Annotated in this window: 21 protein-coding genes; 15 read left to right on the top strand and 6 right to left on the bottom strand. The window is 74.7% G+C overall.

What is annotated here, in order from left to right:
- Window positions 1-73: 73 nt before the first annotated feature.
- Window positions 74-1,135: an SRPBCC domain-containing protein gene (locus O7598_RS15500; RefSeq protein WP_269692059.1), complete on the bottom strand. Its 1,062-nt coding sequence runs from the start codon at window positions 1,133-1,135 to the stop codon at window positions 74-76.
- A gap of 47 nt (window positions 1,136-1,182) precedes the next feature.
- The gene (locus O7598_RS15495; protein ID WP_269692058.1) at window positions 1,183-2,499 is read right to left on the bottom strand and encodes a low temperature requirement protein A; all 1,317 of its coding nucleotides are present in this window, start codon (window positions 2,497-2,499) and stop codon (window positions 1,183-1,185) included.
- 90 nt (window positions 2,500-2,589) lie between these two features.
- On the opposite strand from O7598_RS15495, the gene O7598_RS15490 reads away from it, so the two are divergent.
- From O7598_RS15490 to O7598_RS15480, 3 genes are all read left to right on the top strand, one after another.
- Window positions 2,590-4,692, top strand: coding sequence for a serine/threonine-protein kinase (locus O7598_RS15490; RefSeq protein ID WP_269692057.1), 2,103 nt, complete (start codon window positions 2,590-2,592; stop codon window positions 4,690-4,692).
- Window positions 4,693-4,776: 84 nt separating this feature from the next.
- Window positions 4,777-5,562 carry a hypothetical protein gene (locus tag O7598_RS15485; protein WP_269692056.1) on the top strand — a complete coding sequence of 262 codons (786 nt, stop codon included), beginning with the start codon at window positions 4,777-4,779 and terminating at the stop codon, window positions 5,560-5,562.
- Between the two features lie 7 nt (window positions 5,563-5,569).
- Window positions 5,570-6,256, top strand: a complete 687-nt coding sequence (locus O7598_RS15480; protein WP_269692055.1) for a class F sortase — start codon at window positions 5,570-5,572, stop codon at window positions 6,254-6,256.
- 6 nt (window positions 6,257-6,262) lie between these two features.
- Here O7598_RS15480 and O7598_RS15475 read toward each other — a convergent pair whose 3' ends face one another.
- Window positions 6,263-6,865 carry a TetR/AcrR family transcriptional regulator gene (locus O7598_RS15475; RefSeq protein ID WP_269692054.1) on the bottom strand — a complete coding sequence of 201 codons (603 nt, stop codon included), beginning with the start codon at window positions 6,863-6,865 and terminating at the stop codon, window positions 6,263-6,265.
- 121 nt (window positions 6,866-6,986) lie between these two features.
- On the opposite strand from O7598_RS15475, the gene O7598_RS15470 reads away from it, so the two are divergent.
- Both O7598_RS15470 and O7598_RS15465 read left to right on the top strand, forming a co-directional pair.
- Window positions 6,987-8,627 (top strand): MDR family MFS transporter, encoded by a 1,641-nt coding sequence (locus tag O7598_RS15470; RefSeq protein WP_269692053.1) that lies wholly within the window; start codon window positions 6,987-6,989, stop codon window positions 8,625-8,627.
- Window positions 8,628-8,700: 73 nt separating this feature from the next.
- On the top strand, window positions 8,701-9,552 hold the full coding sequence (locus tag O7598_RS15465; RefSeq protein WP_269692052.1) for a phosphatase PAP2 family protein: 852 nt from the start codon (window positions 8,701-8,703) through the stop codon (window positions 9,550-9,552).
- A gap of 8 nt (window positions 9,553-9,560) precedes the next feature.
- On the opposite strand, the gene O7598_RS15460 is transcribed toward O7598_RS15465, so the two are convergent.
- Entirely contained in the window at window positions 9,561-11,639 is a 2,079-nt protein-coding gene (locus tag O7598_RS15460) for a cellulose binding domain-containing protein (protein ID WP_269692051.1), read from the bottom strand.
- 224 nt (window positions 11,640-11,863) lie between these two features.
- Here O7598_RS15460 and O7598_RS15455 point away from each other — a divergent pair, with 224 nt between their 5' ends.
- The 5 genes from O7598_RS15455 (at window position 11,864) to O7598_RS15435 (ending at window position 16,829) form a co-directional block, all read left to right on the top strand.
- Entirely contained in the window at window positions 11,864-12,628 is a 765-nt protein-coding gene (locus O7598_RS15455; RefSeq protein WP_269692050.1) for a lytic polysaccharide monooxygenase, read from the top strand.
- Window positions 12,629-12,729: 101 nt separating this feature from the next.
- On the top strand, window positions 12,730-13,314 hold the full coding sequence (locus O7598_RS15450; protein WP_269692049.1) for a DUF305 domain-containing protein: 585 nt from the start codon (window positions 12,730-12,732) through the stop codon (window positions 13,312-13,314).
- Between the two features lie 386 nt (window positions 13,315-13,700).
- Window positions 13,701-15,290 (top strand): DHA2 family efflux MFS transporter permease subunit, encoded by a 1,590-nt coding sequence (locus O7598_RS15445; RefSeq protein ID WP_091057868.1) that lies wholly within the window; start codon window positions 13,701-13,703, stop codon window positions 15,288-15,290.
- Window positions 15,291-15,479: 189 nt separating this feature from the next.
- On the top strand, window positions 15,480-15,707 hold the full coding sequence (locus tag O7598_RS15440) for a hypothetical protein (protein WP_091057865.1): 228 nt from the start codon (window positions 15,480-15,482) through the stop codon (window positions 15,705-15,707).
- Window positions 15,708-15,743: 36 nt separating this feature from the next.
- Window positions 15,744-16,829, top strand: a complete 1,086-nt coding sequence (locus tag O7598_RS15435; protein ID WP_269692048.1) for an NYN domain-containing protein — start codon at window positions 15,744-15,746, stop codon at window positions 16,827-16,829.
- Between the two features lie 42 nt (window positions 16,830-16,871).
- Here O7598_RS15435 and O7598_RS15430 read toward each other — a convergent pair whose 3' ends face one another.
- Entirely contained in the window at window positions 16,872-18,068 is a 1,197-nt protein-coding gene (locus O7598_RS15430; RefSeq protein ID WP_269692047.1) for a hypothetical protein, read from the bottom strand.
- Window positions 18,069-18,159: 91 nt separating this feature from the next.
- Between O7598_RS15430 and O7598_RS15425 the strand changes: the two genes are divergently transcribed.
- Entirely contained in the window at window positions 18,160-18,633 is a 474-nt protein-coding gene (locus tag O7598_RS15425; protein WP_269692046.1) for a molybdenum cofactor biosysynthesis protein, read from the top strand.
- A gap of 160 nt (window positions 18,634-18,793) precedes the next feature.
- Complete coding sequence (locus O7598_RS15420; RefSeq protein WP_269692045.1) at window positions 18,794-19,360, top strand: sigma-70 family RNA polymerase sigma factor; 567 nt, start codon at window positions 18,794-18,796, stop codon at window positions 19,358-19,360.
- 85 nt (window positions 19,361-19,445) lie between these two features.
- Here O7598_RS15420 and O7598_RS15415 read toward each other — a convergent pair whose 3' ends face one another.
- The gene (locus O7598_RS15415) at window positions 19,446-20,183 is read right to left on the bottom strand and encodes a zf-HC2 domain-containing protein (RefSeq protein WP_269692044.1); all 738 of its coding nucleotides are present in this window, start codon (window positions 20,181-20,183) and stop codon (window positions 19,446-19,448) included.
- A gap of 120 nt (window positions 20,184-20,303) precedes the next feature.
- Here O7598_RS15415 and O7598_RS15410 point away from each other — a divergent pair, with 120 nt between their 5' ends.
- Genes O7598_RS15410 through O7598_RS15400 form a run of 3 tightly spaced genes read left to right on the top strand, consistent with a single transcriptional unit; the run spans window position 20,304 to window position 23,017 of the window.
- A complete protein-coding gene (locus O7598_RS15410) occupies window positions 20,304-21,509 on the top strand; it encodes a D-arabinono-1,4-lactone oxidase (protein ID WP_269692043.1) in 1,206 nt (401 codons plus the stop codon).
- The gene (locus O7598_RS15405) at window positions 21,506-21,883 is read left to right on the top strand and encodes a sensory rhodopsin transducer (RefSeq protein ID WP_269692042.1); all 378 of its coding nucleotides are present in this window, start codon (window positions 21,506-21,508) and stop codon (window positions 21,881-21,883) included. Before O7598_RS15410 ends, O7598_RS15405 begins: the two co-directional genes overlap by 4 nt.
- Before the next feature lie 33 nt (window positions 21,884-21,916).
- Window positions 21,917-23,017, top strand: coding sequence for an FUSC family protein (locus O7598_RS15400; protein ID WP_269692041.1), 1,101 nt, complete (start codon window positions 21,917-21,919; stop codon window positions 23,015-23,017).
- Window positions 23,018-23,168: the final 151 nt, after the last annotated feature.

Raw genomic sequence — 23,168 nt, 5'->3', positions numbered from 1 at the left:
TGTTACGGGAGCGCTCCCATGTGCTCAATGGGAGAAATCCCGAGATGGCAGCGGTCGACGTCCGGGACGCTGGTCAGCGGGTGGCGCAGGGGGTGCCGTCGGCGGCGCACGACTCGGGGGCGTTGTGCAGGGGGTCCGGGTCGCGGACGTCGAACCGGATGGTCGTCGACCCGTTGGCCGGCAGCGCGGTGCCGGTGAACGTGAGCACCGAGCCGTCCTGCGCCGCCTCGGCCCCGTCGACCGGACCCACCGTCGCGCCGTCGCCGATCGTCACGGTCACCGTCCACTCCGGCCGTGGCGCCGGGCCGGGGTTGCGCAGCACCACCTCGCCCCGGTAACCGAACACCCGGTCGGTGACCGTCTGGTAGGTCGCGGTCAGCGGCACGGCGGCCGGTGACGGCGGCGGGCTCGGCGTACGGCTGGGGGAGCGCGACGGCGACGGCGAGGGGGAGGCGCTGCGTCGGCTGGGGCTCGGCGTGGGCCGGGCGGTCGTGGATCGCGGCGACGCGGTGGTGGTGGCTGGCATGACCAGCGGCGGCGCGGACGGCGGCGGCCCGGCCGGCGCGGGCGCGGTGTCCCGGGTCGCCCACAGCGCCGCCCCGGTGGCGGCGGCGAGCACCGTCACCGCACCGGCCGCCAGCAGGGCCCGCTTGCGGGAGCGGTCACGCCGCGGGACGAGCAGGGGGACGATCGGCAGCTCCGCGGTCAGCCCGCCCTCGGCGCGGCGCAGGTCCACCTCCTGGAAGGCCAGCCAGTCGAGGATCGCCGGCAGGCGTCCGGTCAGCGCGCGTTCGTGCTGCTCGGCGCGGGCGTCCGCGTCCCAGTCGCCCTCCTCCAGCACCTCGCGCACCGAGAGCCGGGCGCCGTGTGCGGTGGGGGTCAGATCGCACGCCATGCGGGTGGCCCGGGCGGCTTCCCGGCACCGCACCACCAGTCGCCGCGGGGCGCGCAGCTCGACCACCTCGACCTCGGTGTCGGCGTCGTAGCCGGGCAGCGCCGCGGTCGCCAGCATCCAGCGGTCGTCCTGCGGCGTGCTCTCGGCGAACCACTTGGCCAGCAGCGCCCGCTCGGTCAACGCCTGCCAGATGCGGGCGGGCGGGTGGAACAGCTCGACCTCGGTGGCGATCTCGATCACCCGGAGACTCTAAGGCCCGTGCCGTCCGACCGGTCGCCGTGGTCGGGTCACTCCGACTCGCCGTCGTGCCACCGGGCCCGCCAGGCGGCCTCGCTCTCCTCGGCGCTGACCCGCTCCTGGTGCACCACCCGGCGTAGCGCGGCTCGCGCGTCCGCGAAGACCACCAGCTCGACCGCGACAAGCGCCACGCAGATGAAGGTGACCAGGGCGAGCGCGCCGAGCGCCGGCAGGTGCCGGCCGACCGGCAGCGCCACCGCCAGCACCACCAGGGCGCCGACCCGGGTCCACGACAGCGTCCGCAGCGTGCGCCACTGGAACGCCATGTTCGCGGCCAGGTAGACCATCACGCCGACGAAGAGCAGCGGTACCGCCGGTCCGTGGCCCCGCTCCAGCGCCCCGCCCACCGGGTCGGTGACGGTCCGGACCAGCTCCTCGGCCCCGATCGCGAACAGGATCACCCCGGCGATCATCGGCAGGTACAGATACGCGTACGCGTCGCGGGCCATGGCCACCCGCGGATGGCCCCGGGCGGCGTGCAGCGCGATCCGGGCGGCCGGTCCGATCATGTCGAAGTGCGCCCACCAGAGCGCGGCGGTGAACAGGATCCCGCAGATTGCCGCCGGGATGGCCGGCCAGGTCACCGGCTTGCCGAGCAGGTTGCCGCCGACGCCGATCGAGATGACCGACTCGCCCAGCGCGATGATCAGGATGAGGTCGTAGCGTTCGGTCCAGTGCTCGGCGGAGGTGATCTTCCAGCCGTCGGTGCCGGCCAGCAGCCCGCTGCTGTACTGGATCGCCACCACGGCGATCCACAACCCGTCGCGCAGCCACGGCCCGGTGTCCGGGTCGACGTGCGACGGCAGCAGCGCGGCCACCAGCAGCAGGCAGGTCGAGAGCAGCACCTCGGGCAGGAACAGCCACACCTTGCGCCGCGCCGGCGGGTCGCCGCGGGTCGCGTACCAGTAGAGCAGCGTGTGCACGACCCGGATCACCACGTAGCTGACCGTGACCAGGATCGGGCCGGCCGCGCCCTTGTCCAGGTCGCCGAACGTCTGCGGCAGCGCGAGTGCGAACGTGAACAACGCGATCATGCCGATCACCATGAGGACCGGTACGAAGCCCTCGCCCAGCCGCAGCCGGGCCGCCACCGCGCTGTGCACCACCCAGCACCACCACAGCACCGCGAGCACCAACAGCGCGTGCAGCAGCTCCCGCACGGTCACGTTGGCCGCGGTGGCCCGGGTGATGATGAAGAAGGACACCACGAAGACGAGGTCGAAGAAGATCTCGAACTTGTCCACCCGGGTGGCGGGGGCGACCTGCGCCGCGGGCCCGAGCCCTCTGCGCCACCGGTCGCCGCCCACCGAAAGAGTGTGTCAGCCCAGCTCAGAGGCAGGGTCGGAATCGGTGGGCCGGCCACCCATCCGCAGCCGGCGCGGCACCGAATCACCTGTGTGACGGACCATCTCGAGCGTGTGGGGCGCTACCGGCTGGTGCGCTGCGTCGGCCAGGGCGGCATGGGGCGGGTGTGGCTCGCCCGCGACGAGCTGCTCGACCGCGACGTCGCGGTCAAGGAGGTGCTGCCCCGGGCCGGCGCGTCGCCGCAGGAGACCGCCGAGCTGCACGACAGCACCCTGCGCGAGGCGCGGGCCGCCGCCCGCCTGGACCACCCCAACGTGGTACGCGTGCACGACGTCATCACCGCCGACGGCCGGCCCTGGATCGTCATGCAGTACGTCCCGTCGAGGTCGCTGCACCGGATCGTCACCGACGACGGCCCGCTGCCGCCCCGGGTGGTGGCCCGCATCGGCGTCGAACTGGTGGAGGCGCTGCGCGCGGCGCACCGGGTCGGCGTACTGCACCGCGACGTGACTCCGCGCAACGTGCTGGTCACCGCCGACGGCCAGGCGCTGCTCGGCGACTTCGGCGTGGCGGCGGTGGAGGGCGCGGCGGCGCTGAGCCGGTCCTGGGGGATCACGGCCACCCCGCAGTACGTGGCGCCGGAGCGGGTCCGCCAGGGCGTCTCCTCGCCCGGCACCGACCTGTGGGCGCTGGGCGCCACGCTCTACACCGCGGTCGAGGGACGGCCGCCCTACCGGCGGGACGGGACGATGGCGACGCTGCTGGCCATGGCGACCGAGCCGCCGGACCGGATGCGCCGCGCCGGCCCGCTCGGGCCGGTCGTCGCCGGCCTGCTTGCGCGGGACGAGCGGCAGCGGCTGACCGCGGGGGAGGCGGCCCGGATGCTGCGCCGGGTCGCCGGCCTGGACGGTCGCCGTGGCCTCGGCCGGCTGCGCCCGCTGTCCCGGCCCGTCCAGGGGTCGGACCGGACGCCGGGCGTCGAGCCGTCGCGGTCGCCCGAGATCGACGCGGGCGGGCCACTGCCGGTGACGGCCGAGGACGTCACGCAGTCGCTGCCGGTCGGAGAGGTGACGCAGTCGCTGCCGGCCGGAGGCGTGACGCAGGCGCTGCCGGCGGCGGAGGCCGATCGGTCGCTGCCGTCCGGCGCGAAGGTCACCCAGGCGCTACTGGCCGCCGACGTCACGCAGGCGCTGGCGGCGGCGGACGTCATGCGATCGCTGTCGCCGGACCCGGAGGTCACCCAGGTTCTGCGGAGCGGGGACGTGACGCCGGCTCCGGCGGGCGGCGACGTGACACAGGTGCTGCCGGGCGGGGGCCACGACGTCCGCCGGCCGCCCGTGCCGGAGCTCGACGTCCTGCCGCTGCGCGTGTCGACCGGTGCCGCCGATCGGCGTACCGGATGGCGGTCCGCGGCCACCCTGGCCACGGTGGTGGTGGCGCTGGCGGCGGCCGGCGGGGTGGCGGTCGCGGGCGTGCGGACCGCGCTCGGTGAGTGGCGGGACGGCACCGGGGGCGGCCCGTCCTCGGCGGCGGCCGAGCCCGACCCGGCCGGCCCGATGTCGACGGCGGCTGGTGCCGCGCCGCCGAGCCCTACGCCGACCGGGGCGGGCCCCACGCCGCCCGGCACCAGCCCGACGCCGACCGGGGGCGGGGCGGGCGTGGCGACGGGGGCGGCGGGCGCGCCCTGCCTGACCCGGCCGTCCGCGTCGGTGCCGGTGACCGCCGGTCGAGCGCCCACCGGCGGCGTCCGGTTGCCCGCCGGGTGGGTGTGGCACCGGGACCGGGCCGGGTTCGCCGTGGCCCTGCCGGCCGGCTGGACCCGTGACGTCGACGGCGCGGTGGTCTGCCTGCGCGACCCGACCGGTACGCGGGCGCTGGGGGTGCAGGTCGGCGGTGGCCGGGCGGCGGACCCGAGCGGGCTGTGGCGACGCGAGGCCGAGCGGCTGCGCGCGGCCGGCGGGCTGCCCGGTTACCAGCGGCTCAGCATCGGCCCGGTGATCCGGCCCGGCGGCGCGGCCGAGTGGGAGTACACCTGGGACGGTCCCGACGGCCGGCTGCACGCCCGCCGCCTGGTCGCCAACGGCGCCGGGGCGACCAGCCGGCACCGGCTGGTCTGGGTGACCGCCGACGACCGCTGGCCGGCTGAGCAGGAGGCCTACCGGGTGGTGCTGGCGAGCTTCCGCCGCCCCGGGTGAGCCGCGACCCATCCGGTCGCCGCGCCGCTCCGAATGCCTGACACGTCCCGGCGCCGGTGCCGGGACCGGCGACGAGGAGAAACCGTGAAACTGTCCCGAACCCTGCTGGCGTTGCCGGCGGCGGCGCTCGTACTCGGCTTCCCCGGTGTGGCGCACGCCGACGAGAGCGTCCGGGTGGCCCTGCTGGACCTCAACGAGACCGGGGCCAAAGGCACGGCCACGCTGACCGCGACCGACGGCGGTGACCTGCGCGTGCGGATCACCTCCACCGGGATGACGCCGAACTCCCCGCACGCGCAGCACATCCACGGCGCCGTCAACGGCATGGACTTCCACTGCCCGGACAAATCCGCCGACGCCGACGGCGACGGCTACGTCAGCACCGAGGAGGGCCTGAAGATGTACGGCGACATCTTCATCTCGCTCACCACGAACGGTGACACCACCCGGGCCAGCGGACTGGCGGTGGACCGGATGCCGAAGGCGGACGCCCAGGGCAAGCTGACCTACGACCGGGTCATCCCGGCCGCCGACCTGCCGGCCGGCACCGTCGCCCACCTCAAGGACCTGCACCTGGTGCAGCACGGCATCGACGCCAACCGCAACGGCAAGTACGACATGGACGCGCTCGGCGAGTCCACGTTCGCCAAGTCGGTCGGCGTGAACGGCATCCCGGAGGAGGCCACCGACCCGGCCACCTGCGGCATGGTCAGCGGCGCCGCCGCGGGTTCCGTGCCGGCCGGCGGGGTCGCCACCGGGGACGGCAGCACCGAGGCCACCCCCGTCGCCGGTTACGTCGCGGGTGGGCTGGCGTTGCTCGGCGCGTTCGGCCTGGTCGCGGCGCGGCGTCGCCTCGGCCGGCAGGGCTGAGCCGGCCGTGGGCGACCCGCAGGACCGTACGGCCACCGGCCCCCGCCGTCAGCGCGCCGCGCTCGCGGCGGGGGCCGGCCTGCTCACTCTCGCCGCCGCGGTCGTCGTCGGGCTGGCGGTGTCCCGCGCGGACGACGGCCCGCCCGAGGCGGCGCGCCCGGCAGCGTCCGGCCAGGCGTCGGCGCCGCGCCCCGTCGGGCGGGCCGGGGAACTGACCAGCGGGCCGCTGATGGCCTCGTCCCCGCCGGTGCGCGTCCGCATCGCGAGCCTGCGGGTGGACGCGCCGATCGTCCCGCTCGGACTGCGCCCCGACGGCGCGATGCAGGTGCCGGACAGCGCGACCGACGTCGGGTGGTTCACCCGGGCGCCGACGCCGGGCTCGCTCGGGCCGGCGGTGCTGGCCGGGCACGTGAACTGGAAGGGCCGCGAGGGTTCCTTCTTCGACCTGGCCCGGCTGCGTCCGGACACACCGCTGAGCGTGGAGCGGCGCGACGGCAGCACCGCCACCTTCGTGGTCACCCGGGTGGAGCAGCACCCGAAGGACCGGTTCCCCAGCGACGACGTCTACGGCCCGACCGACCACGCGGCGCTGCGCCTGATCACCTGCGGCGGCGAGTTCGACCGGAAGCGGGACAGCTACCGGGACAACGTCATCGTGTACGCGCGGCTGGCCCGGGCGGAGCCGGCCCGGTAGCCGGCGTCAGGCGGCGTGGGCGGAGGCGGCCGGGGTGGCGTGCGCCAGGACGTCGCTCAGCACGTCGCGCAGCGGCGCGTCCGGGTGTTCGATCCACTGTTGGGCGGCGACGCGGAGCGTGGCCAGGAACGTGGCCGCCAGCACCCGGGAGCGCACCGGCACGTCGGGGCCGGTGAGCCGGCCGGCGATCTCCACGGCCAGGTCCCGCTCGATGGCCGCGTACGCGGCGACCTGGTGGGCGACCAGGCTCGGATGGCCGTGCAGCCGGCGGCGCCGGTTCAGCCAGGGCTCGGCCGGGTCGTCGTAGCTCTCGTCGGCCTGGAACACGGCGGCCCGGGTCAGCGCGGTCCAGGGCGGCAGCTCGGTGGGCTGCTCCGCGATCAGCTCCAGGAGCCGGCGCAGCCGCATGGTGTCGCCGTGGAAGAGCGCCTCCTCCTTGCCGGAGAAGTAGTTGGAGAACGTGCGCCGGGAGACGTTGGCGGCGTCGGCGATGGCCTCGACGGTGACCCGGTCGGGGCCGTGCTCGACGGCCAGGCGCAGGGCGGCCTCGTGCAGCGCCAGGCGGGTGGCCGCCTTCTTCCGCTCCCGCAGGCCGGTGCACTCGTCCACGCCGGCCAGCGTACGTGATCCTTTTCTCAATGGGCAAACTTGCCTGCTGGGCAAGATTTGTTGATGATTGCTTGAGGCAACCAAGCTGGCCACCATATCCGACACACCTGGAGGACGCGCGATGAGCGCACCCACCGCGACGGCCGAGGCCGTGCCCATGAGCCGGCGGCAGACGCTGGAGGCACTCAGCGGGCTGCTGCTCGTGCTCTTCGTGGCCATGCTGAGCAGCACCGTCGTCTCCACCGCCCTGCCGAAGATCATCGGGTCGCTCAACGGCTCACAGACGCAGTACACCTGGGTGGTCACCGCCACCCTGCTCACCGCCACGGCGACCACCCCGATCTGGGGCAAGCTCGCCGACCTGTTCAGCAAGAAGCTGCTGATCCAGGCCGCCATCGTGGTCTTCCTGGCCGGCTCCGTCGCGGCTGGCTTCTCGCAGAGCGCCGGCCAGCTCATCGCCGCCCGGGCCTTCCAGGGCATCGGCGTCGGCGGCCTGCAGGCGCTGGTCCAGGTCGCCATCGCGGCCATGATCCCGCCGCGGGAGCGGGGCCGTTACAACGGCTACCTGGGCGGCGTCATGGCGCTCGCCACGGTCGGCGGCCCGCTGCTCGGCGGCCTCATCGTGGACACCTCCTGGCTCGGCTGGCGCTGGTGCTTCTTCGTCGGCGTGCCGGTCGCGATCATCGCGCTGTTCCTGCTCCAGCTCACGCTGAACCTGCCCACCGTGCGCCGGCAGAACGTCAAGATCGACTACCTGGGCGCCGCGCTGATCGCCGCCGGGGTCAGCGTGCTGCTGATCTGGATCTCCTTCGTCGACGACTCGTTCGCCTGGCTCTCCTGGCAGACCGCCGCCATGGTCGGCGGCGCGGTGTTGCTGCTGGCGCTGGCCGTCTGGGTCGAGTCGCGGGCCGCCGAGCCGGTGGTCCCGCTGGAGATCGTCCGCCAGCGCACCACCGCGCTGGCCATCCTGGGCAGCCTCGCGGTCGGCATGGCCATGTTCGGCGGCGCGGTCTTCCTCGGCCAGTACTTCCAGATCGGCCGCGGCTACAGCCCGACCGAGGCCGGCCTGCTCACCATCCCGATGATGGCCGGCGTGCTGATCTCCTCGATCGTCGCCGGCCGGATGATCACCGCCAGCGGAAAGATCAAACCGTACATCGTGTTCGGCGCGATCGTGCTGGTCGCCGGCTTCGCCCTGCTCGGCACCATCGACCACGAGACGTCCCTGGTCATCGTCGGGGTGGCCATGTTCGTCGTCGGCGTGGGCGTCGGCATGACCATGCAGAACCTGGTGCTCGCGGTGCAGAACACGGTCGCGCTCAAGGACATCGGCGCCGCCAGCGCCAGCGTCGCGTTCTTCCGCTCGCTCGGCGGCACCATCGGCGTGTCGGTGCTCGGCGCGATCCTGGCCCGCCGGGTCACCGACCGGATCACCACCGACCTCGCCGCGGCCGGCATCCCCACCTCCGGCAGCGGCGGCAGCAGCACGTTGAACCTCGACGCGCTGCCCGAGCCGGTGCGGCAGATCGTCCGGGCCGCGTACGGGGACGCGACCGGGCACATCTTCCTCATCTCGGCCGCCATCGCGGTGGTCGGCGTCATCGCGGCGCTGTTGCTACGCCCGGTTACTCTTCGCTCCAGTCTCGATCTTCCGGACACCGGTCGATCGGTGGCGGTGGGCGCCGACGCGGTCGACGGAGCGCCCGCGTTCGACGGGGTGAGTGCCGACCAGGCCGGCCGGGAGGAACACGCCCGCCGCTGAGGCCGTACCCCAGGGCCGTCGCCGACCACGGCGGCGGCCCTGGTCCGTGCCGGAAGGCACCGAAGGAGGAGCCGTGCAGCTCACCAAGACCGCGTCGACGCGGGCCGGCGCGCTGCGCCGGGCGGCCCGCGAACTGGCGCTGGTCGCCGTGCTCTTCCTCGCCTACAAGGCGGGCCGGCAGCTGATCGCCGGGCGGGCCGGGACCGCGCTGGCAAACGGCGAGCGGATCTGGTGGCTGGAACGCCTGCTGCACCTGCCCGACGAGGCGCTGCTGCAGGCGCCCCTGCTCGCGCACGAGCTGCCGGTGCGGCTCGCCAACAGCTACTACGCCTACGTGCACTTCCCGGCCACCGTGCTCTGCCTGGTCTGGCTCTACCTGCGCCGGCCGGAGGACTACCTGCGGCTGCGGCGGGCGCTGGCGGTGCTGACCGCCGCGGCGCTGGTGCTGCACGTCTGCGTCCCGCTCGCGCCGCCGCGGCTGACCGCCGTCACCGCCATGGTGGACACCGGCCGCCGGTTCGGCCCCAGCGTCTACGGGCCGCCGGAGGCCGACCAGCTCAGCAACCAGTACGCGGCCATGCCGTCACTGCACGTGGGCTGGGCGCTCGCGGTGGCGCTGGCCCTGGTGGCGGTCACCGCCGGGCGGTGGCGCTGGCTCTGGCTGGCGCACCCGCTGGTCACCGCCGTGGTGGTGGTCGCCACCGGCAACCACTACTGGCTCGACGGGGTGGTCGCCGCGGTCCTGCTCGCGGTGATCCTGGCCGCGCTGCCCCGACCCGTACCCCCCGACCGGACGCCGCCGCCACCGGTGGCCGGGCCGCCGCGCCCGCACGTGGTGCCGCCGCCGCGCCGCGCCGGCCGCCGCCGGACCGCGAAGGTCCCGACGGCGGCCGACGCCCGGCTCCGGCCGCCCGGCCGGGGCTGAGACCCGGCTCAGGAACGCACGGTGCAGACCGTGCCGTTGAGCCGGAACACCCCCGGCGGCACGTTCGGCCCGCTGTACGCGCCGACGAAGCCGACGCTGGTGCTCCCGCCGTCCGCCGCGAGCCGGCGGTTGTCCGCGGTCGGGGTCACCCGGACCTCCCTGCCGGTCTGCGTCCAGGTGGCGTTCCAGCCGCTGCTCACCTGCTGCCAGCCGGTCGGCCAGGTCCAGGTGAGCGTCCAGCCGTCCACCACGTCCGGGCCGGTGTTCACCACCTCGACGGTCGCCACGTAACCGTTGCCCCAGTCGGTGTCGTCGTGGAAGCGGACCGCGCAGCCGGCGTCGACCGGGCTGCCGGTGGCGAACGTCAGCGGCGGCGACGACCAGGACACCCGGCCGGCGGTGTCGCGAGCGATCACGTTGACCGTGTAGCGGGTGCCCGGTTCCAGGTTGCGCACCGTGAACGAGGTGCCGGCGGTCTCACCGAGCTGCTCGCTGACCGCGCCGAACTGCCGGTACACCTCGTACTTCGCGATCGGCGCGGCGCCCGCGGTCGCGGCCGGCCAGGAGATGGTCGCCGCGCGGTCGGTCACCGCGCTCGCGGTCGGGCGCCCCGGCGCGGTCGGCCGTCCGGCGGAGCTGACGGCCGGTCGCAGCACCAGCGTGGTCAACGAGTACGGCGGCAGCGTCCGGGTGGTCGCGCTGCCGGAGCGGCCGGTGCTCACGCCGTTCGCGCCGTTGGTCAGCGTGTGCACGGTCGGCGCCTCGTCCGCCGGGGTGAAGCCGGCGTAGTCGACCGTCACCGGGTAGGCGGTGTCCGGGTCCTTGTTGAGCAGCTGGACCGCGAGGCCGCCGTCCGGCCGGCGCACCGCGTGCGCGGTGACCAGCGGCTGGTCGGTGCCGGCGCGGACGAACTGGTCGCCGGGGCGGGCGAACAGGTTCATCATGGACAGTGCGTGGTACGGCGCGAACGGCGTGTTGAACGCCGGCTCGCAGACGTCACCGTCGCTGGTGCAGCCGCCGCTGGAGAGCAGCCCGAAATCGCCGTAGTCGGTCTGGCCGGCCACCTCGGAGACCGTGCCGAGGCCGTTGTGCACGTTCCACCACTGCACCGTGAAGACGCCCTGTTCCAGCAGGCCGCTGTAGGCGTCGGCGAGGAACAGCGCGCCGGGCTGGGTGTTGCGGCCGGCGTCGACGTTCAGCTCGGTGAGGCTGATCCCGATCCGGTCGGCGTCCGGGCCGGCGTACCGGGAGATCTGCTGGCGCAGCAGCCAGGCGGCGTCGGGCAGCTGGTTGGTGCGGGTCAGCGACTCCGCCGCGCTGCCGCCCGGATACCAGTGCACGTCCACAAAGTCGATCTTCGGCCCGGCCAGGGAGAGCACGGTCTGGTTCCACGGACCGGGGTCGGTGCCGGCGGTGATCCCGTCGGGCCAGTTGCCGGGCATGGTCAGCACCGCGCCGACCTTGACGCTCGGGTCGACCGCCTTCATCGCGTCGGCGTACTCGATCACCAGCTTGGCGTACTGGGTGGCGCTCTTGTCCGGGTGGTCGTCGGCCTCCCAGGCCGATCCGTAGTGGCCGTTGCCGTAGTTCTCGTTGCCGACGGTCCACCACTTCGCGCCGTAGCCCTTGGTGACGTTGGCGTAGCGCACCCAGTCGGCCGCCTCGGCGGGCGTCCCGGTGCCGTAGTTCGCGATGATCATCGGCTGGGCGCCGACCCGGCGCGCCCCGGCCATGAACGTGTCGAAGTCGGTGTCCGGCGCGACGTAGCCGCCCGGCGCGGTGTGCGTCTTCCAGTGGTAGATGTCGGCGTACGAGCCGCCGGGGTAGCGCAGCATCCGCACGCCGGCCGCCTTGAGCAGGTCGGACGTCTCGGCGCTGCCGAGTTGCGCGTCCCAGATGGCGTGGTTGACGCCGAGCGCGGTGTCCGGCACGGTGGCCAGCCCGGCGCGGGCGTTCACGGTCACCGTGACCGGGTCGACGGCGGCGTCGGCGGCGGGCGGTCGGACGGTGGCGAGCGCGGTGGTGACGAGCAGCAGGCTTGCCGCGTACGTGGTCCACCGGCGCGCGGTGGGCAGGGATCTCCTCATGGGGGTTCCTTCGAGAGGCGGGGTTCCCGGGTCTGTGCCGCCGTCCGCCCGGATGCCTGCCGGCCCCCGGGTGCCCTGGGACGACGATCGGCTCCGCGTGCTGATCAGAATTCCACGCGCGACGCGGCCGGCTCAAGGCTTAATTTATAGATAGGAGTCTTTACTGTTAACAAGGTTTAATTTATGTTCGTGGCACCTCCCGTTCCCCCGAAGGAGTTGCCACCATGCGTCGAAGAATCACCCTGCCCCTGCTCACCACCGGCGCGGTCGGTGCCACCCTCGCGCTCGCCGCACCCGCGCAGGCCCACGGCTACGTCTCCTCGCCCCCCAGCCGCCAGGCGCTCTGCGCACAGAACCGGGTGCCCGACTGCGGGCAGATCAGGTACGAGCCGCAGAGCGTCGAGGGGCCCAAGGGCCTGAAGACCTGCAACGCCAACATCGCCCAGTTCGCGGTGCTCAACGACGACAGCCGCAACTGGCCGGCCACCCCGGTCGGCAGCACGGTGACGTTCACCTGGATCAACACCGCCCGGCACGCCACCGCCACCTGGGAGTACTGGATCGGCAACACCCGGGTCGCGGTCGTCGACGGCGGCGGCCGCCAGCCCGACGCCACCGTCTCGCACACGGTCAACCTGGGCGGCTTCTCCGGCCGGCAGAAGCTGCTCGCGGTCTGGAACATCTCCGACACCGCGAACGCGTTCTACTCCTGCGTGGACCTGCAGATCGGCGGCGGGGGCGGCAACCCGACCCCCACGCCCACCCCGTCGCCCACGCGCACCGCCACCCCGTCGCCGACGCCCACCCCGACCGGCTCGTCCACCCCACCCGGCACGCCCGCGCCGGGTGGCACCTGGACCGCCGGCCGGTCGTACCAGGTCGGCGACACGGTCACCTACGCCGGCCGCACCTACCGCTGTCGCCAGGCGCACACCGCGATCGCCGGGTGGGAGCCGCCGAACGTGCCGGCGCTCTGGCAGCAGATCTGACCGCTCCCCGGCGGCCGCCATCGCACCAGGCGCGTCGCGCGGCCGGTCGGTCCCGCCGGCCGCGCGACGCGCGTCCGCCCGCTCCCGATCGGAGGTTCCGCATGCGCCGCCCGTCCGCCGCCGTGCCGTCCGTGCTGCTCGTCGCCGTGCTGCTCGTCGCCGCCGGCTGCGGCGGCGGACCGCCGGCACCCACCGCGTCCCGCCCCGCCCCGGCCGTCGCCGACACGACCAGCGGCATCGACGCGCTCTTCCTCGCCATGATGGTGGCGCACACCGCGCAGACGCTGGAGATCGCCGACCTCGGGCTCGACCGGGCCACCGACCCCGAGGTCCGCACCCTGATCGCCGCCGTCCGCGCCACCGAGACCGACGAGCTGGCCACCATGCGTGGCTGGCTGCGCGAGGCCGGCCCCTCCGCGGCGGCCGCCGCCGCGCGGCACGACCACACCGGGCACAGCGACGCCGCCGCCGGCCTGGCCCGCCTGCGGGCCGCCCCGGCCGCCGAGGTGGACCGGGTGCTGCTCGACGTGTTCGCCGCGCACCAGCGCACCGCCGCCGCCCTGGCCCGCGCCCAGGTCACCGCCGGCACCAGCGACCGGGTACGCGACCTCGCCGCCCGCATCGACCGCTCCCGCACCGCCGAGGTGGCCCTGATGGCGAAGCTGCGCGCGGACTCCCGGCGCTGACCTCGTCGATCTTGGACTTGTGGCGCCTCGGATGTCGTTGATGCACCCTTTGTCAACGACCACAAATCCAAGATCGACGAGGCAGGCAGGCGGGCGGGGCATGACGTTCGTCACGGGAGTGGCGGGCGGGGGTGTGGGTGGGAGCGGGTGGGGGAGAGGCGAAAGGGGGCGGATCGGGGTCTTTCTCTCGGGGAAGCGGCTCGGTGAGGGCCGGCGCCGGGTGCGGCGGACGGGGGCGGGGCGTGGGGGCGTTCGCCTCTGGGCAAAACCGGCCGCGCGATGTCGCAGGCCGTGACTAGGCTTTCGCCGGGCCTCGTCCCGCCGCGCGCCCCGCGTGCGTGCGGCGCCGCCACCCCTCGGACCGGACCGGAACCAGGAGACTGTCTGTGACCCAGCAACCCGTCGCGACATCGAACAAACTCGACGCCGCGGTGCTCAAGGTGGCCGGCGTCGTCGTGCTCGGTGCGATCATGTCGATCCTCGACGTGACCGTCGTCAGCGTGGCCATCCCGACGTTCCAGAGCGAGTTCGACGCGTCCTACGCGCGGGTCGCCTGGACCATGACCGGCTACACCCTCGCGCTGGCCACGGTGATCCCGCTCAGCGGGTGGGCCGCGGACCGGTTCGGCACGAAACGCCTCTACATGGTGGCGCTGGCGCTGTTCACCATTGGCTCCGGGCTGTGCGCCACGGCCGACTCGATCGGCGAGCTGATCGCCTGGCGGGTGGTCCAGGGGCTCGGCGGCGGCATGCTCATGCCGCTCGGCATGACCATCATGACCCGGGCCGCCGGCCCGCACCGGATCGGCCGGCTGATGGCCGTACTCGGCATCCCGATGCTGCTCGGCCCGATCGGCGGCCCGATCCTCGGCGGCTGGCTGATCGACACCGCGAGCTGGCACTGGATCTTCCTGATCAACCTGCCGATCGGCGTGGTCGCGCTGATCTACGCCCAGCTGGCGCTGCCGAAGGACGCCCCCGAGCCGTCCGAGTCGTTCGACTTCCTCGGCATGCTGATGCTCTCGCCGGGCCTGGCGCTGTTCCTCTACGGCGTCTCCTCGCTGCCGGAGGCCGGCACCGTCACCGACACCGAGGTCTGGCTGCCGATGGCGGCCGGCGCGGCGCTGGTGGTGGCGTTCGTCCGCTACTCGTTCCGGCCCCGGCACCCGCTGCTCGACCTGCGACTGTTCCGCAACCGTAACCTCACCCTCGCCTCGCTGACCCTGTTCGTCTTCATCATCGCGTTCATGGGCGCGGGCCTGCTGTTCCCGAGCTACTTCCTGCAGATCCGGGGCGAGACGACGCTGACCGCCGGCCTGCTGATGGCGCCGCAGGGCATCGGCGCGATGCTCACCATGCCGATCGCCGGCATGCTCGCCGACCGGGTGCCGGTCGGCCGGACGGTGCCGTTCGCGCTGGTGCTCATCGCGGCCGGGTTCTTCACCTTCACCCAGCTCGGCACCGACACGTCCTACCTGCTGCTCTGCGGCTCGCTGTTCGTGATGGGCCTCGGCATGGGCGGCACCATGATGCCGATCATGACCTCGGCGCTGAAGACGCTGCAGGCCGCGGAGGTGGCCCGGGGCTCGACGCTGGTCAACATCCTCCAGCAGATCGGCGGGTCGGTCGGCGCGGCGGTGATGTCGGTGATCCTCACCAGCGAGCTGAACGGCTCGCGGGTGATCCCCGGCGTGACCGACCCGGGCACCGGCGCCCCGGTCACCGAGGCCCAGCTCGCCATCGGCGTGCAGCAGCAGCCGGAGCTGGCCCAGCAGCTCCCGGTGCCGCCGTCGCTGATCGAGCGTGGGCTCGACTTCGCGGCCAACTCGTTCGCCACCACGTTCTGGGTGGCGTTCGGCCTGGTGCTGCTCACCTTCATCCCGGCCGCCTTCCTGCCCCGCCGCCGCGAGCCGTCGCACCTGCTCGACGGCGAGCCGGGGGAGGAGCAGCGGCCGATGCCGGTGCCGATCCACTGATCCCGCCCGTCGCCGTGGGGCCGACCACCGCCGGTGGTCGGCCCCACGGCGTCCCGGCCGCCCCCGCGGCGCCGGCGGTCGGACCGGTGATGGCCGGCCGGGCGGGAGGCGGGATGCCGGCCGTATCCGCCACCGGCGGGCCGGGCTGCGCCTAGGCTCGACGCAGGTGGCGGGCGAGAGGCGGGCACGGTGAGCGCAGGCGGCGAGGACCGGTCGGCGCGGCGGCGCAAGCGTCTGCTGCTGGCGGGCCTGCTGGCCGTGGTCGGGCTGATCCTGCTGCTGCTCGGCCTCACCGTCGCCAACGGCGCGGTCGCCGGCGTCGAGGTGGTGCTGGCCCTGCTGCTGTTGGTGGCCAGCTACGCGATCCAGCGGGTGGCCCGCCGGGAGACCGTCTACCGCGACGAGGGGCGGCGGTGACCGGCGCGACGGTCCGGCCCGGCTAGGCTGACCGGCGTGGATCAGGAAGACCGGATCGCGCTGTTCCTCGACTACGAGAACCTGGCGCTGGGTGTACGGGACCATCACGGCGGTCGGCCGTTCGACTTCCGTCCGATCGCCGACGCCCTCGCCGAACGCGGCCGGGTGGTGGTGCGCCGGGCGTACGCGGACTGGTCGTACTTCGACGAGGACCGGCGGATGCTGACCCGCTCGCACGTGGAACTCATCGAGATCCCGCAGCGGATGGGCTTCTCGCGCAAGAACGCGGCCGACATCAAGATGGCCGTGGACGCCGTCGAGTTGGCGTTCGAGCGGGGCTACATCTCGACGTTCGTGATCTGCACCGGCGACAGCGACTTCACCCCGCTCGTGCACAAGCTGCGCGAGCTGAACAAGCGGGTGATCGGTGTCGGGGTGGAGAAGTCGACCTCGGCGCTGCTGCCGCCGGCCTGCGACGAGTTCCTCTACTACGACCGGCTCGAAGGGGTCGACGTGCCGCCGCCCGCGGCCCGCCGCACGCGCCCGGCCCGCACGACCGGGCCGTCGCCGGTGGAGCCGGCGCCCGAGCCGGCGGTGGAGGAGACCGTGCCGGTCGAGGAGGAGCCGTCGCGGGACGTGGACACCCTCGCCGTCCTGCTCGTGCAGACCGTGGCCGGCATGCAGGGCAGTGGCGGCGGTGAGGTGACCGCGTCCGGCCTGAAGCGGGCCCTGCTCCGCAAGGACCCGACGTTCAGCGAGTCGAACTACGGCTTCCGTACCTTCGGGGAACTGCTGCGGCACCTGGCCGCCTCCAACGTGGTGGAGTTGGCCGCCGGCCCGGCCAAGGGCGACCCCGAGGTGTCGCTGCCCGAGCGCGGTGACCGGGAGGTCGCGTTCGGGCTGCTGCGGTCCGTGGTGGTGGATCTGGCGGGCGAGGGCGGCGCGGTGGCGCTGTCCGGCCTGAAGGACCAGCTCCGGCGCGCCCGGCCGGATTTCAGCGAGAAGAAGCTCGGCTACCGCAGCTTCCTCCAGTTCTGCAAGGCCGCCGCCACCGACGGGGCGGTGGACCTGCGCTGGAGCGCCGACGACGGCGACTACCTGCTCAGCCCGCAGCCGTCCTGACCGATCCGGCGTCGCCCGGCCACGGCACGTGACCCGACGCGGCTACCCGGTCGGGCCGGAGCCTCCGGTCGGGCTCGGGTCGCCCGGAGGGCTCGCCGCGCCGGTCGGGCTGGTGACGACGGTCGGGCTGGGAGCCGCCGGGGAGGGCGGGACCTGACTCGGGACCGGGTCGGTCGGTGTGGCCGGTGGCGGCGTCGGCGCCGACGACCGGCCGGGGACGGCCGTCGCGCCCGGGGCGGCGATCCGCGGACCGTTTCGGTCCACCGCGGCGGCCGGCGACGGCCGGGAGGGCGGGCGACCCGTCCGGGGCAGCGTGCGGGGCGACCGGGGACCGTCGGTCGCCCGCGGATCGACCGGGGCCACGACGGGCGTCGGCGTGACCGGGGCCGTGCCGACCCGGCCGCTCCCGACCGGCGCGGGCGCCGCGGAGCGGGCCGACGACTGGTTCGGCCCGGCGGTCGCCGGCCAGGTGCCGGCGGAGGTCACCCCGAGCAGGACGGCCACCACCGCGACGCCGGCCGCCACCAGTCGTCCCGGCGGCATCCGGTCGGGCGGGGCGTCGCCGGGGCCCAGCGGGCGGGGCGGCCGGGGCCGGGCGGCACGGTGGGCGGCGCGCAGCGCCTCGACGTCCTGCGCGACCGCGCTTCTCGCCCCGCTCGCGTCGGCATGGGCGAGCGTCAGGTAGAACCGGGTGTTCGCGGCGCCGGACGCCGGCACCCGCAACCCGCACGGGGGTGCGCCGTCGGCAGGATGCAGCAGCGTCACCGGGCGGTCGGGGTGGTGCCCGGCGCCCCGCAGCTCACGCAGGGGCCAGTCCTGGCGGCCGTCCCGGCCGGCGAAGGCCACCCGCCGGTCGGTCACCACGGCGGCGCCGGTGTCGACCACGCGCAGCCCGGCCGGCAGCGGGCCGTCGACCGGGTCGAGGCGTCCGACCAGCGTCCCGCCGGGCGCGGGCAGTCCGGCCACGTGCCGGGCGGTGGCCTCCACCAGCTCGACGACGGGCAGGATGCGGTAGACGACCTCGCCGTCGTCCAGCGGCACGGGCAGCGGCGTGCCGGGCAGCGCGCATCCGTGGAACCCGTCCGCCTCGATCCGCAGCCGGTCGAGGTGGTCCGCGCGCCGGCGCCAGCCGCGCGCCGCCGTCTCGTACGCCCGACGCCGGAGTTCGTTCTCGCGCCGCGCCCAGGCCAGCCGTCGCGCCGGATGGGACCCGAGCGGGTCGGGTCGTCTCGCCGTCACGCCCGGTACAACGCCGACCACCGGTACGCGGACACGTGAGCGTGGCTATCATCCGCATTGGTGGCGTTATGCCCGCGCCTAGACTCGGGCCATGCCGCGGATCGTCCAGTTGCTGGCCTCGCCGGTGCACCGCTACGTCGGCCGCCCGGCGGACGGTCCCGCCCCGGCACCGCCCGGCGAGCTGGTCGACCAGGTGCGGCTCCGGGCCGGCCTGGGCGTCGTCGGCGACCGCTACTTCGGCCGGCCGGCGCACCGCACGGCGAGCGTCACCCTGATCGCGCAGGAGTCGCTGCCCGCCGGCGCCGACCTCACCCAGCTCCGACGCAACGTACTGACCAGCGGCATCGCGGTCGACGAGCTGGTCGGCCGGGTGCTCACCCTCGACTCCGGCGACGGTCCGGTCCGCCTGCGCGTGCACCGGGCCGCACCGCCCTGCGCCTGGCTGGACGTGGTGGTCGCGCCCGGCACCTGGACGGCGATGCGCCGCCGCGGGGGCGTACGCGCCGAGCCGCTCACCGACGGCGTCCTGCGGGTCGGCCCGGTCACGGTCGCCGTCGGCGACTGACCCGTCCGGGAACTTTTCCGGCCCGCCGGCCGACCAACCTCGGGGTCACCGATCGCCGGATCGGCGGCGAGGTGACGGAGAGGACGCCAGGGATGAACCGAGCGACGCCCCCATCCGTACCGTCCGGCATGACGGTGCCGGACCGGCGGGCGGGCCGCGGATGAGCCCGGACGCCGACGACGAGCAGGTGACCCGGTGGGCGCACCAGGCCGGCCGGGGCGACCAGCTGGCCGCCGCCGCGTTCGTCCGGGCGCTCCAGGGCCCGGTGTGGCGGTTCCTCGCCCACCTGGCCGGTCCCGCCGAGGCCGACGACCTGGCCCAGGAGACGTTCCTGCGCGCGCTGCGCAGCCTGCCCGGATTCGCCGGCCGGTCCTCGGCCCGGACCTGGATCTTCACCATCGCCCGCCGGGTCGCCGTGGACCACGTCCGCGCCGCGACCGTCCGCCCCCGGGTGGCCGCGCTGCCGGACTGGCAGACCGCCGCCGAGGCGGCCGGGGCGGTCACCGTGGGCGGAGACGACGGCGTCGCGCTGCGTGGGCTCATCGCCGGGCTCGCCCCGGACCGGCGGGAGGCGTTCGTCGCCACCCAGGTGCTCGGCCTCTCCTACGCCGAGGCCGCCGAGGTGTGCGGCTGCCCGGTCGGCACCATCCGGTCGCGGGTCGCCCGCGCCCGCGAGGACCTGGTCGCGGCCTGGTCCGGCGACCTCCGGGACCGCCGGGCCCGCTGAGCCGCCCCCACCGACGGCCGGCCGGCGCGTGCCGGCCGGCCGCCCGCAGCCGGGCGTCCGTCGACGGTCGCGGCCGGTGCGGGCGTCAGGCCGCGCGACGGTCGCGGGCCTGCGCGGTGTACGGGCCGGGCGGCACCAGCCGCAGCGGCGCCGGGGCGGCCGGCTCGTCGGTACGCAGCGCCCAGCGCGAGCCGGACGACCGGCGCTGGCCGGGCGGCGTGTCCCCGGGACGCAGTCCGGGCCGGGACAGCAGCAGCATCACCGCCCAACCGACCAGCAGGAAACCATGGCTGACCAGCCGGGTCATCGCCACCTGCCCGGTGATCAGGTCGTTCACCGACAGCAGCACCAGCGTGGCGACGAACGCGCTGAGCATCGGCAGCAGCCCGGACGGGGTGGACCGGCGCAGCGCGACGTAGAGGAAACCGGCGCCGACCGCCACGTTCCACGCCGCCGACTCGTGCCACAGGTGCTGGCCGGAGGTGTGCGCGTGCGCGACCACCGCCTCCCGGCCGATCTGCGCCAGACCGAGCACCAGCTGCACCGCGCCGAGCAGGCCGAGCGCCCCGCGCAGCCCCCACACCACCCGCTGGCGCCGGCTCGGCCGGGGCGGCGGCGCGGCTGCCAGCACGGACGCCACCAGGTCGGGCACCTGCGGGGCGAGCTGCGTACGGGCACGCCGGGTGACCGCCGCGGCCGAGTCGAACCAGCCCTGGCACCCGGCGCAGCCGCCCAGGTGCGCCTCGGCCGCCTCGGTCTCGGCCCGGGACGCCTCACCGTCCAGCTCGGCCGACAGGATCTCCCGCCACTGCTCACACGCCATGTAGGGATAGTCGTCCGGACTCCCCGCCTGGTTCCCGGCGGGGTGCCGATCACGCCGGTGACTAGCCCGGACGGGCGCGGGTAAGCGGGCCGGACTACCGCGTCGGGGGAGGGGAGTGGGGTGACACGGGCGTTCGTCAACTGGTCCGGCAGCCTCTCCTTCACCCCGGCGCAGTGGGCCGAACCCGCCGACGAGGACGAGGTGTGCGCGCTGGTGCGCCGGGCCCGCGACAGCGGCGTCACGATCCGCCCGGTCGGCTCGGGGCACTCGTCCAGCCCGCTGGTGCGTACCGACGGGATCCTGCTCGGCCTGGACCGGCTCGCCGGCGTGATCTCCGACGACGGCCGGCTCGCCACCGCCTGGGCCGGCACCACGCTGAAGGCGCTCGGCGAGGGTCTCTACGACGCCGGGCTGGCCATGGACAACCTGGGCGACGTCGACTACCAGTCGATCGCCGGGGCGACCGCCACCGGCACCCACGGCACCGGGCTGGGCTTCGGCAACCTGAGCACCCAGCTCACCGGCGTACGCCTGGTCACCGGCACCGGCGAGGTGCTGGAGATCGACGCGGAGCGCAACCCGGAGCTGCTGCCGGCCGCCCGGCTCTCCCTCGGCGCGCTCGGCGTCGTCACCCGGGTCACCCTCCACGTGCAGCCGCGCTACGAACTGCGCCGACGGTCCTGGTGCGCCCGCCTGGACTGGACGCTCGACCATCTCGCGGAACTCCAGCACACCAACCGCAACATGGACTTCTACTGGTATCCCCGCAGCGACCGGACGCAGATCCGGGTGATCAACCGGGTCGACGAGGCGCATCACCGGCCGGCCTGGCCAGGGTCGCCGACAGCGGGTGGCGCGCCACGGCAGAGCCAGGTCGGGCCGACCCACCGCACCATCCCCCGGCACCGGGAGCTGCGATTCGAGGAGATCGAGTACATGCTGCCGTCGGAGGCGTTCCCGGCCTGCTTCGCCGAGGTGCGTCGCCGGGTGCGGGAGCGGCACCGGCGGGTGGCCGGCTGGCGGGTGCTGGTGCGCACCGTCGCGCCGGACGACATCTGGCTCAGCAACGCCCACGGCCGGCCCACCACCACGATCGCCTGCCTGCAGAACACCTCCCTGCCGTACGACGACTACTTCCACGACATGGAGGCGGTGTTCCGGCACTACGGCGGCCGGCCGCACTGGGGCAAGAAACACTGGCTCGGCGCGCGGGAGCTGCGCCCCCTCTATCCCCGCTGGGACGACTTCCAGGCGGTCCGGCGCCGGCTCGACCCGGACGGGGTGTTCCTCACCCCCGACCTGGCCCGGCTGCTGGAGGACTCGTGACCGCGCCGGTCGGGGCCCGGGTGTGGGTGGTCCCCGGCGGGCACGTGCCGTTCCCGGCGCACGGGACGGAGCCCGAGTTCACCGGCTTCGACCAGCTCTGCGTGCTCAACGCCGGCGACGACGACGCCGAGCTGACGCTCGACCTCTACTACGAGGACGCCGAGCCGGTCGGGCCGTACCGGATCCTCGTGGCCGCCCGCCGGATCCGGCACGTGCGGGTCAACGACCTGATCGACCCGGAGGCGGTACGGCTGGACCGCCCGTACGGCTGCGTGCTGCGGTCCCCGGTGCCGGTGGTGGCGCAGTTCCTGCGCCAGGACACCCGGTTGCCCGGCGTGGTGGCGCTGACCGGCACGATGGCGTACCCGGGGTGAGGTTCGACCGCGCGGCGACGGGTACCCCGGCGCATGCGGGGAGCCGGTGACCGGGTACGCGAGGCGGGACGGGCCAGCCGGGACCGGCTGCGCACGTACTTCATCGTGGCGGTCCAGGCGGGACTGGCCGCGGCGCTGGCCTGGCTGATCGCGCGCGAGGTGCTCGGCAACCCCGACCCGACGTTCGCTCCCGCCGCGGCCGTCGGTGTCATCGCCGCCTCGCTGGGCGGGCGGACCCGGCGCACGGTGGAGCTGGTCGGCGGCGTGGTGCTCGGCATCGTCGTCGGCGACGTGCTGCTGCACCTGCTGGGCACCGGCCCGTGGCAGACCGGTGTGATCGTCTTCCTGGCGGTCAGCGCCGCGGTGCTGGTCCGCGGCACCGGCGCGCTTGTCACCCAGGCCGGCGGTACGGCGGTGCTGGTCGCCACGCTCACCCCGGTCTCGCCGGACCTGGAGCTGCCACGGACGATCAACGCGTTGGTCGGCGGCGCGGTCGGCCTGTTCGTGGTGCTGGTGCTCGCGCCGCTCAACCCGCTGCGCACGGTACGCCGGGTCGCCGACCCGGCGCTGGACACGTTCGCCCGGGAGTTGACCGCCTCGGCGGAGGCGCTGGCCCGCGGTGACGTGCGCGCCGCCGACGCGGTGCTGACCCGGATGCGCGCGGCCGAACCGGAACTCGACCGGATCGACGAGCTGGTGAGCGCCGCCGACGAGGTGGTCCGCTTCTCCCCGGTGCGCCGGCGGCGACGGCGCGCGCTGACCGCGTACCGGCGCGGCGCCGAGCACCTGGACCGGGCGTTCCGCAACAGTCGCGCGCTGGTCCGCCGGGTCGGCACCGCGCTGCGCGACGACGAGCCGGTGCCGCCGGACCTGCCGGCCGCGCTGGAGCACTTCGGTGCGGCGATCCGGCTGCTGCACCGGGAGTTCCTCACCGCCCGGGAGCCGGTCGCGGCCCGGGACCGGGTGTTGCAGGCGGTTCGCGACGCGGGTGCGGCGTGCCGGCAGGACATCGGCTTCTCCGGCACCATCGTGGTCTCGCAGTTGCGGACCGCCGCGAACGACGTGCTGCGCGCCACCGGGGTCCCGGCGGACGAGGCGCGCCGCCTCGTCCGCCGGGCCGCCGCGGCCCGCTGAGCGCGGTCGTCCGGCTTCGCGCTCTCCGGCGGCCGGCTCCCAGAGGCTCTACTTTTTAGCGGTATGACTCCGCGTCATAATTATGACCAAGAGTCATCCCGCGAAAAAGACACCTTCTTCCGGCCGCCGACTCGCCGCGCGGAACAGACAT

This window comes from Micromonospora sp. WMMC241 (genome assembly GCF_027460165.1).
GTDB classification, from domain to species: domain Bacteria; phylum Actinomycetota; class Actinomycetes; order Mycobacteriales; family Micromonosporaceae; genus Micromonospora; species Micromonospora humi.
This window is presented reverse-complemented; position numbering and strand designations above follow the sequence as displayed.

Bases quoted from the DNA above. Each gene is read 5' to 3' on its own strand.
- O7598_RS15425 (WP_269692046.1), top strand. From the start codon at position 18,160: ATGCCGCGGATCGTCCAGTTGCTGGCCTCGCCGGTGCACCGCTACGTC.
- O7598_RS15415 (WP_269692044.1), bottom strand. From the start codon at position 20,183: ATGGCGTGTGAGCAGTGGCGGGAGATCCTGTCGGCCGAGCTGGACGGT.
- O7598_RS15400 (WP_269692041.1), top strand. From the start codon at position 21,917: ATGCGGGGAGCCGGTGACCGGGTACGCGAGGCGGGACGGGCCAGCCGG.
- O7598_RS15420 (WP_269692045.1), top strand. From the start codon at position 18,794: ATGAGCCCGGACGCCGACGACGAGCAGGTGACCCGGTGGGCGCACCAG.
- O7598_RS15450 (WP_269692049.1), top strand. From the start codon at position 12,730: ATGCGCCGCCCGTCCGCCGCCGTGCCGTCCGTGCTGCTCGTCGCCGTG.
- O7598_RS15455 (WP_269692050.1), top strand. From the start codon at position 11,864: ATGCGTCGAAGAATCACCCTGCCCCTGCTCACCACCGGCGCGGTCGGT.
- O7598_RS15470 (WP_269692053.1), top strand. From the start codon at position 6,987: ATGAGCGCACCCACCGCGACGGCCGAGGCCGTGCCCATGAGCCGGCGG.
- O7598_RS15460 (WP_269692051.1), bottom strand. From the start codon at position 11,639: ATGAGGAGATCCCTGCCCACCGCGCGCCGGTGGACCACGTACGCGGCA.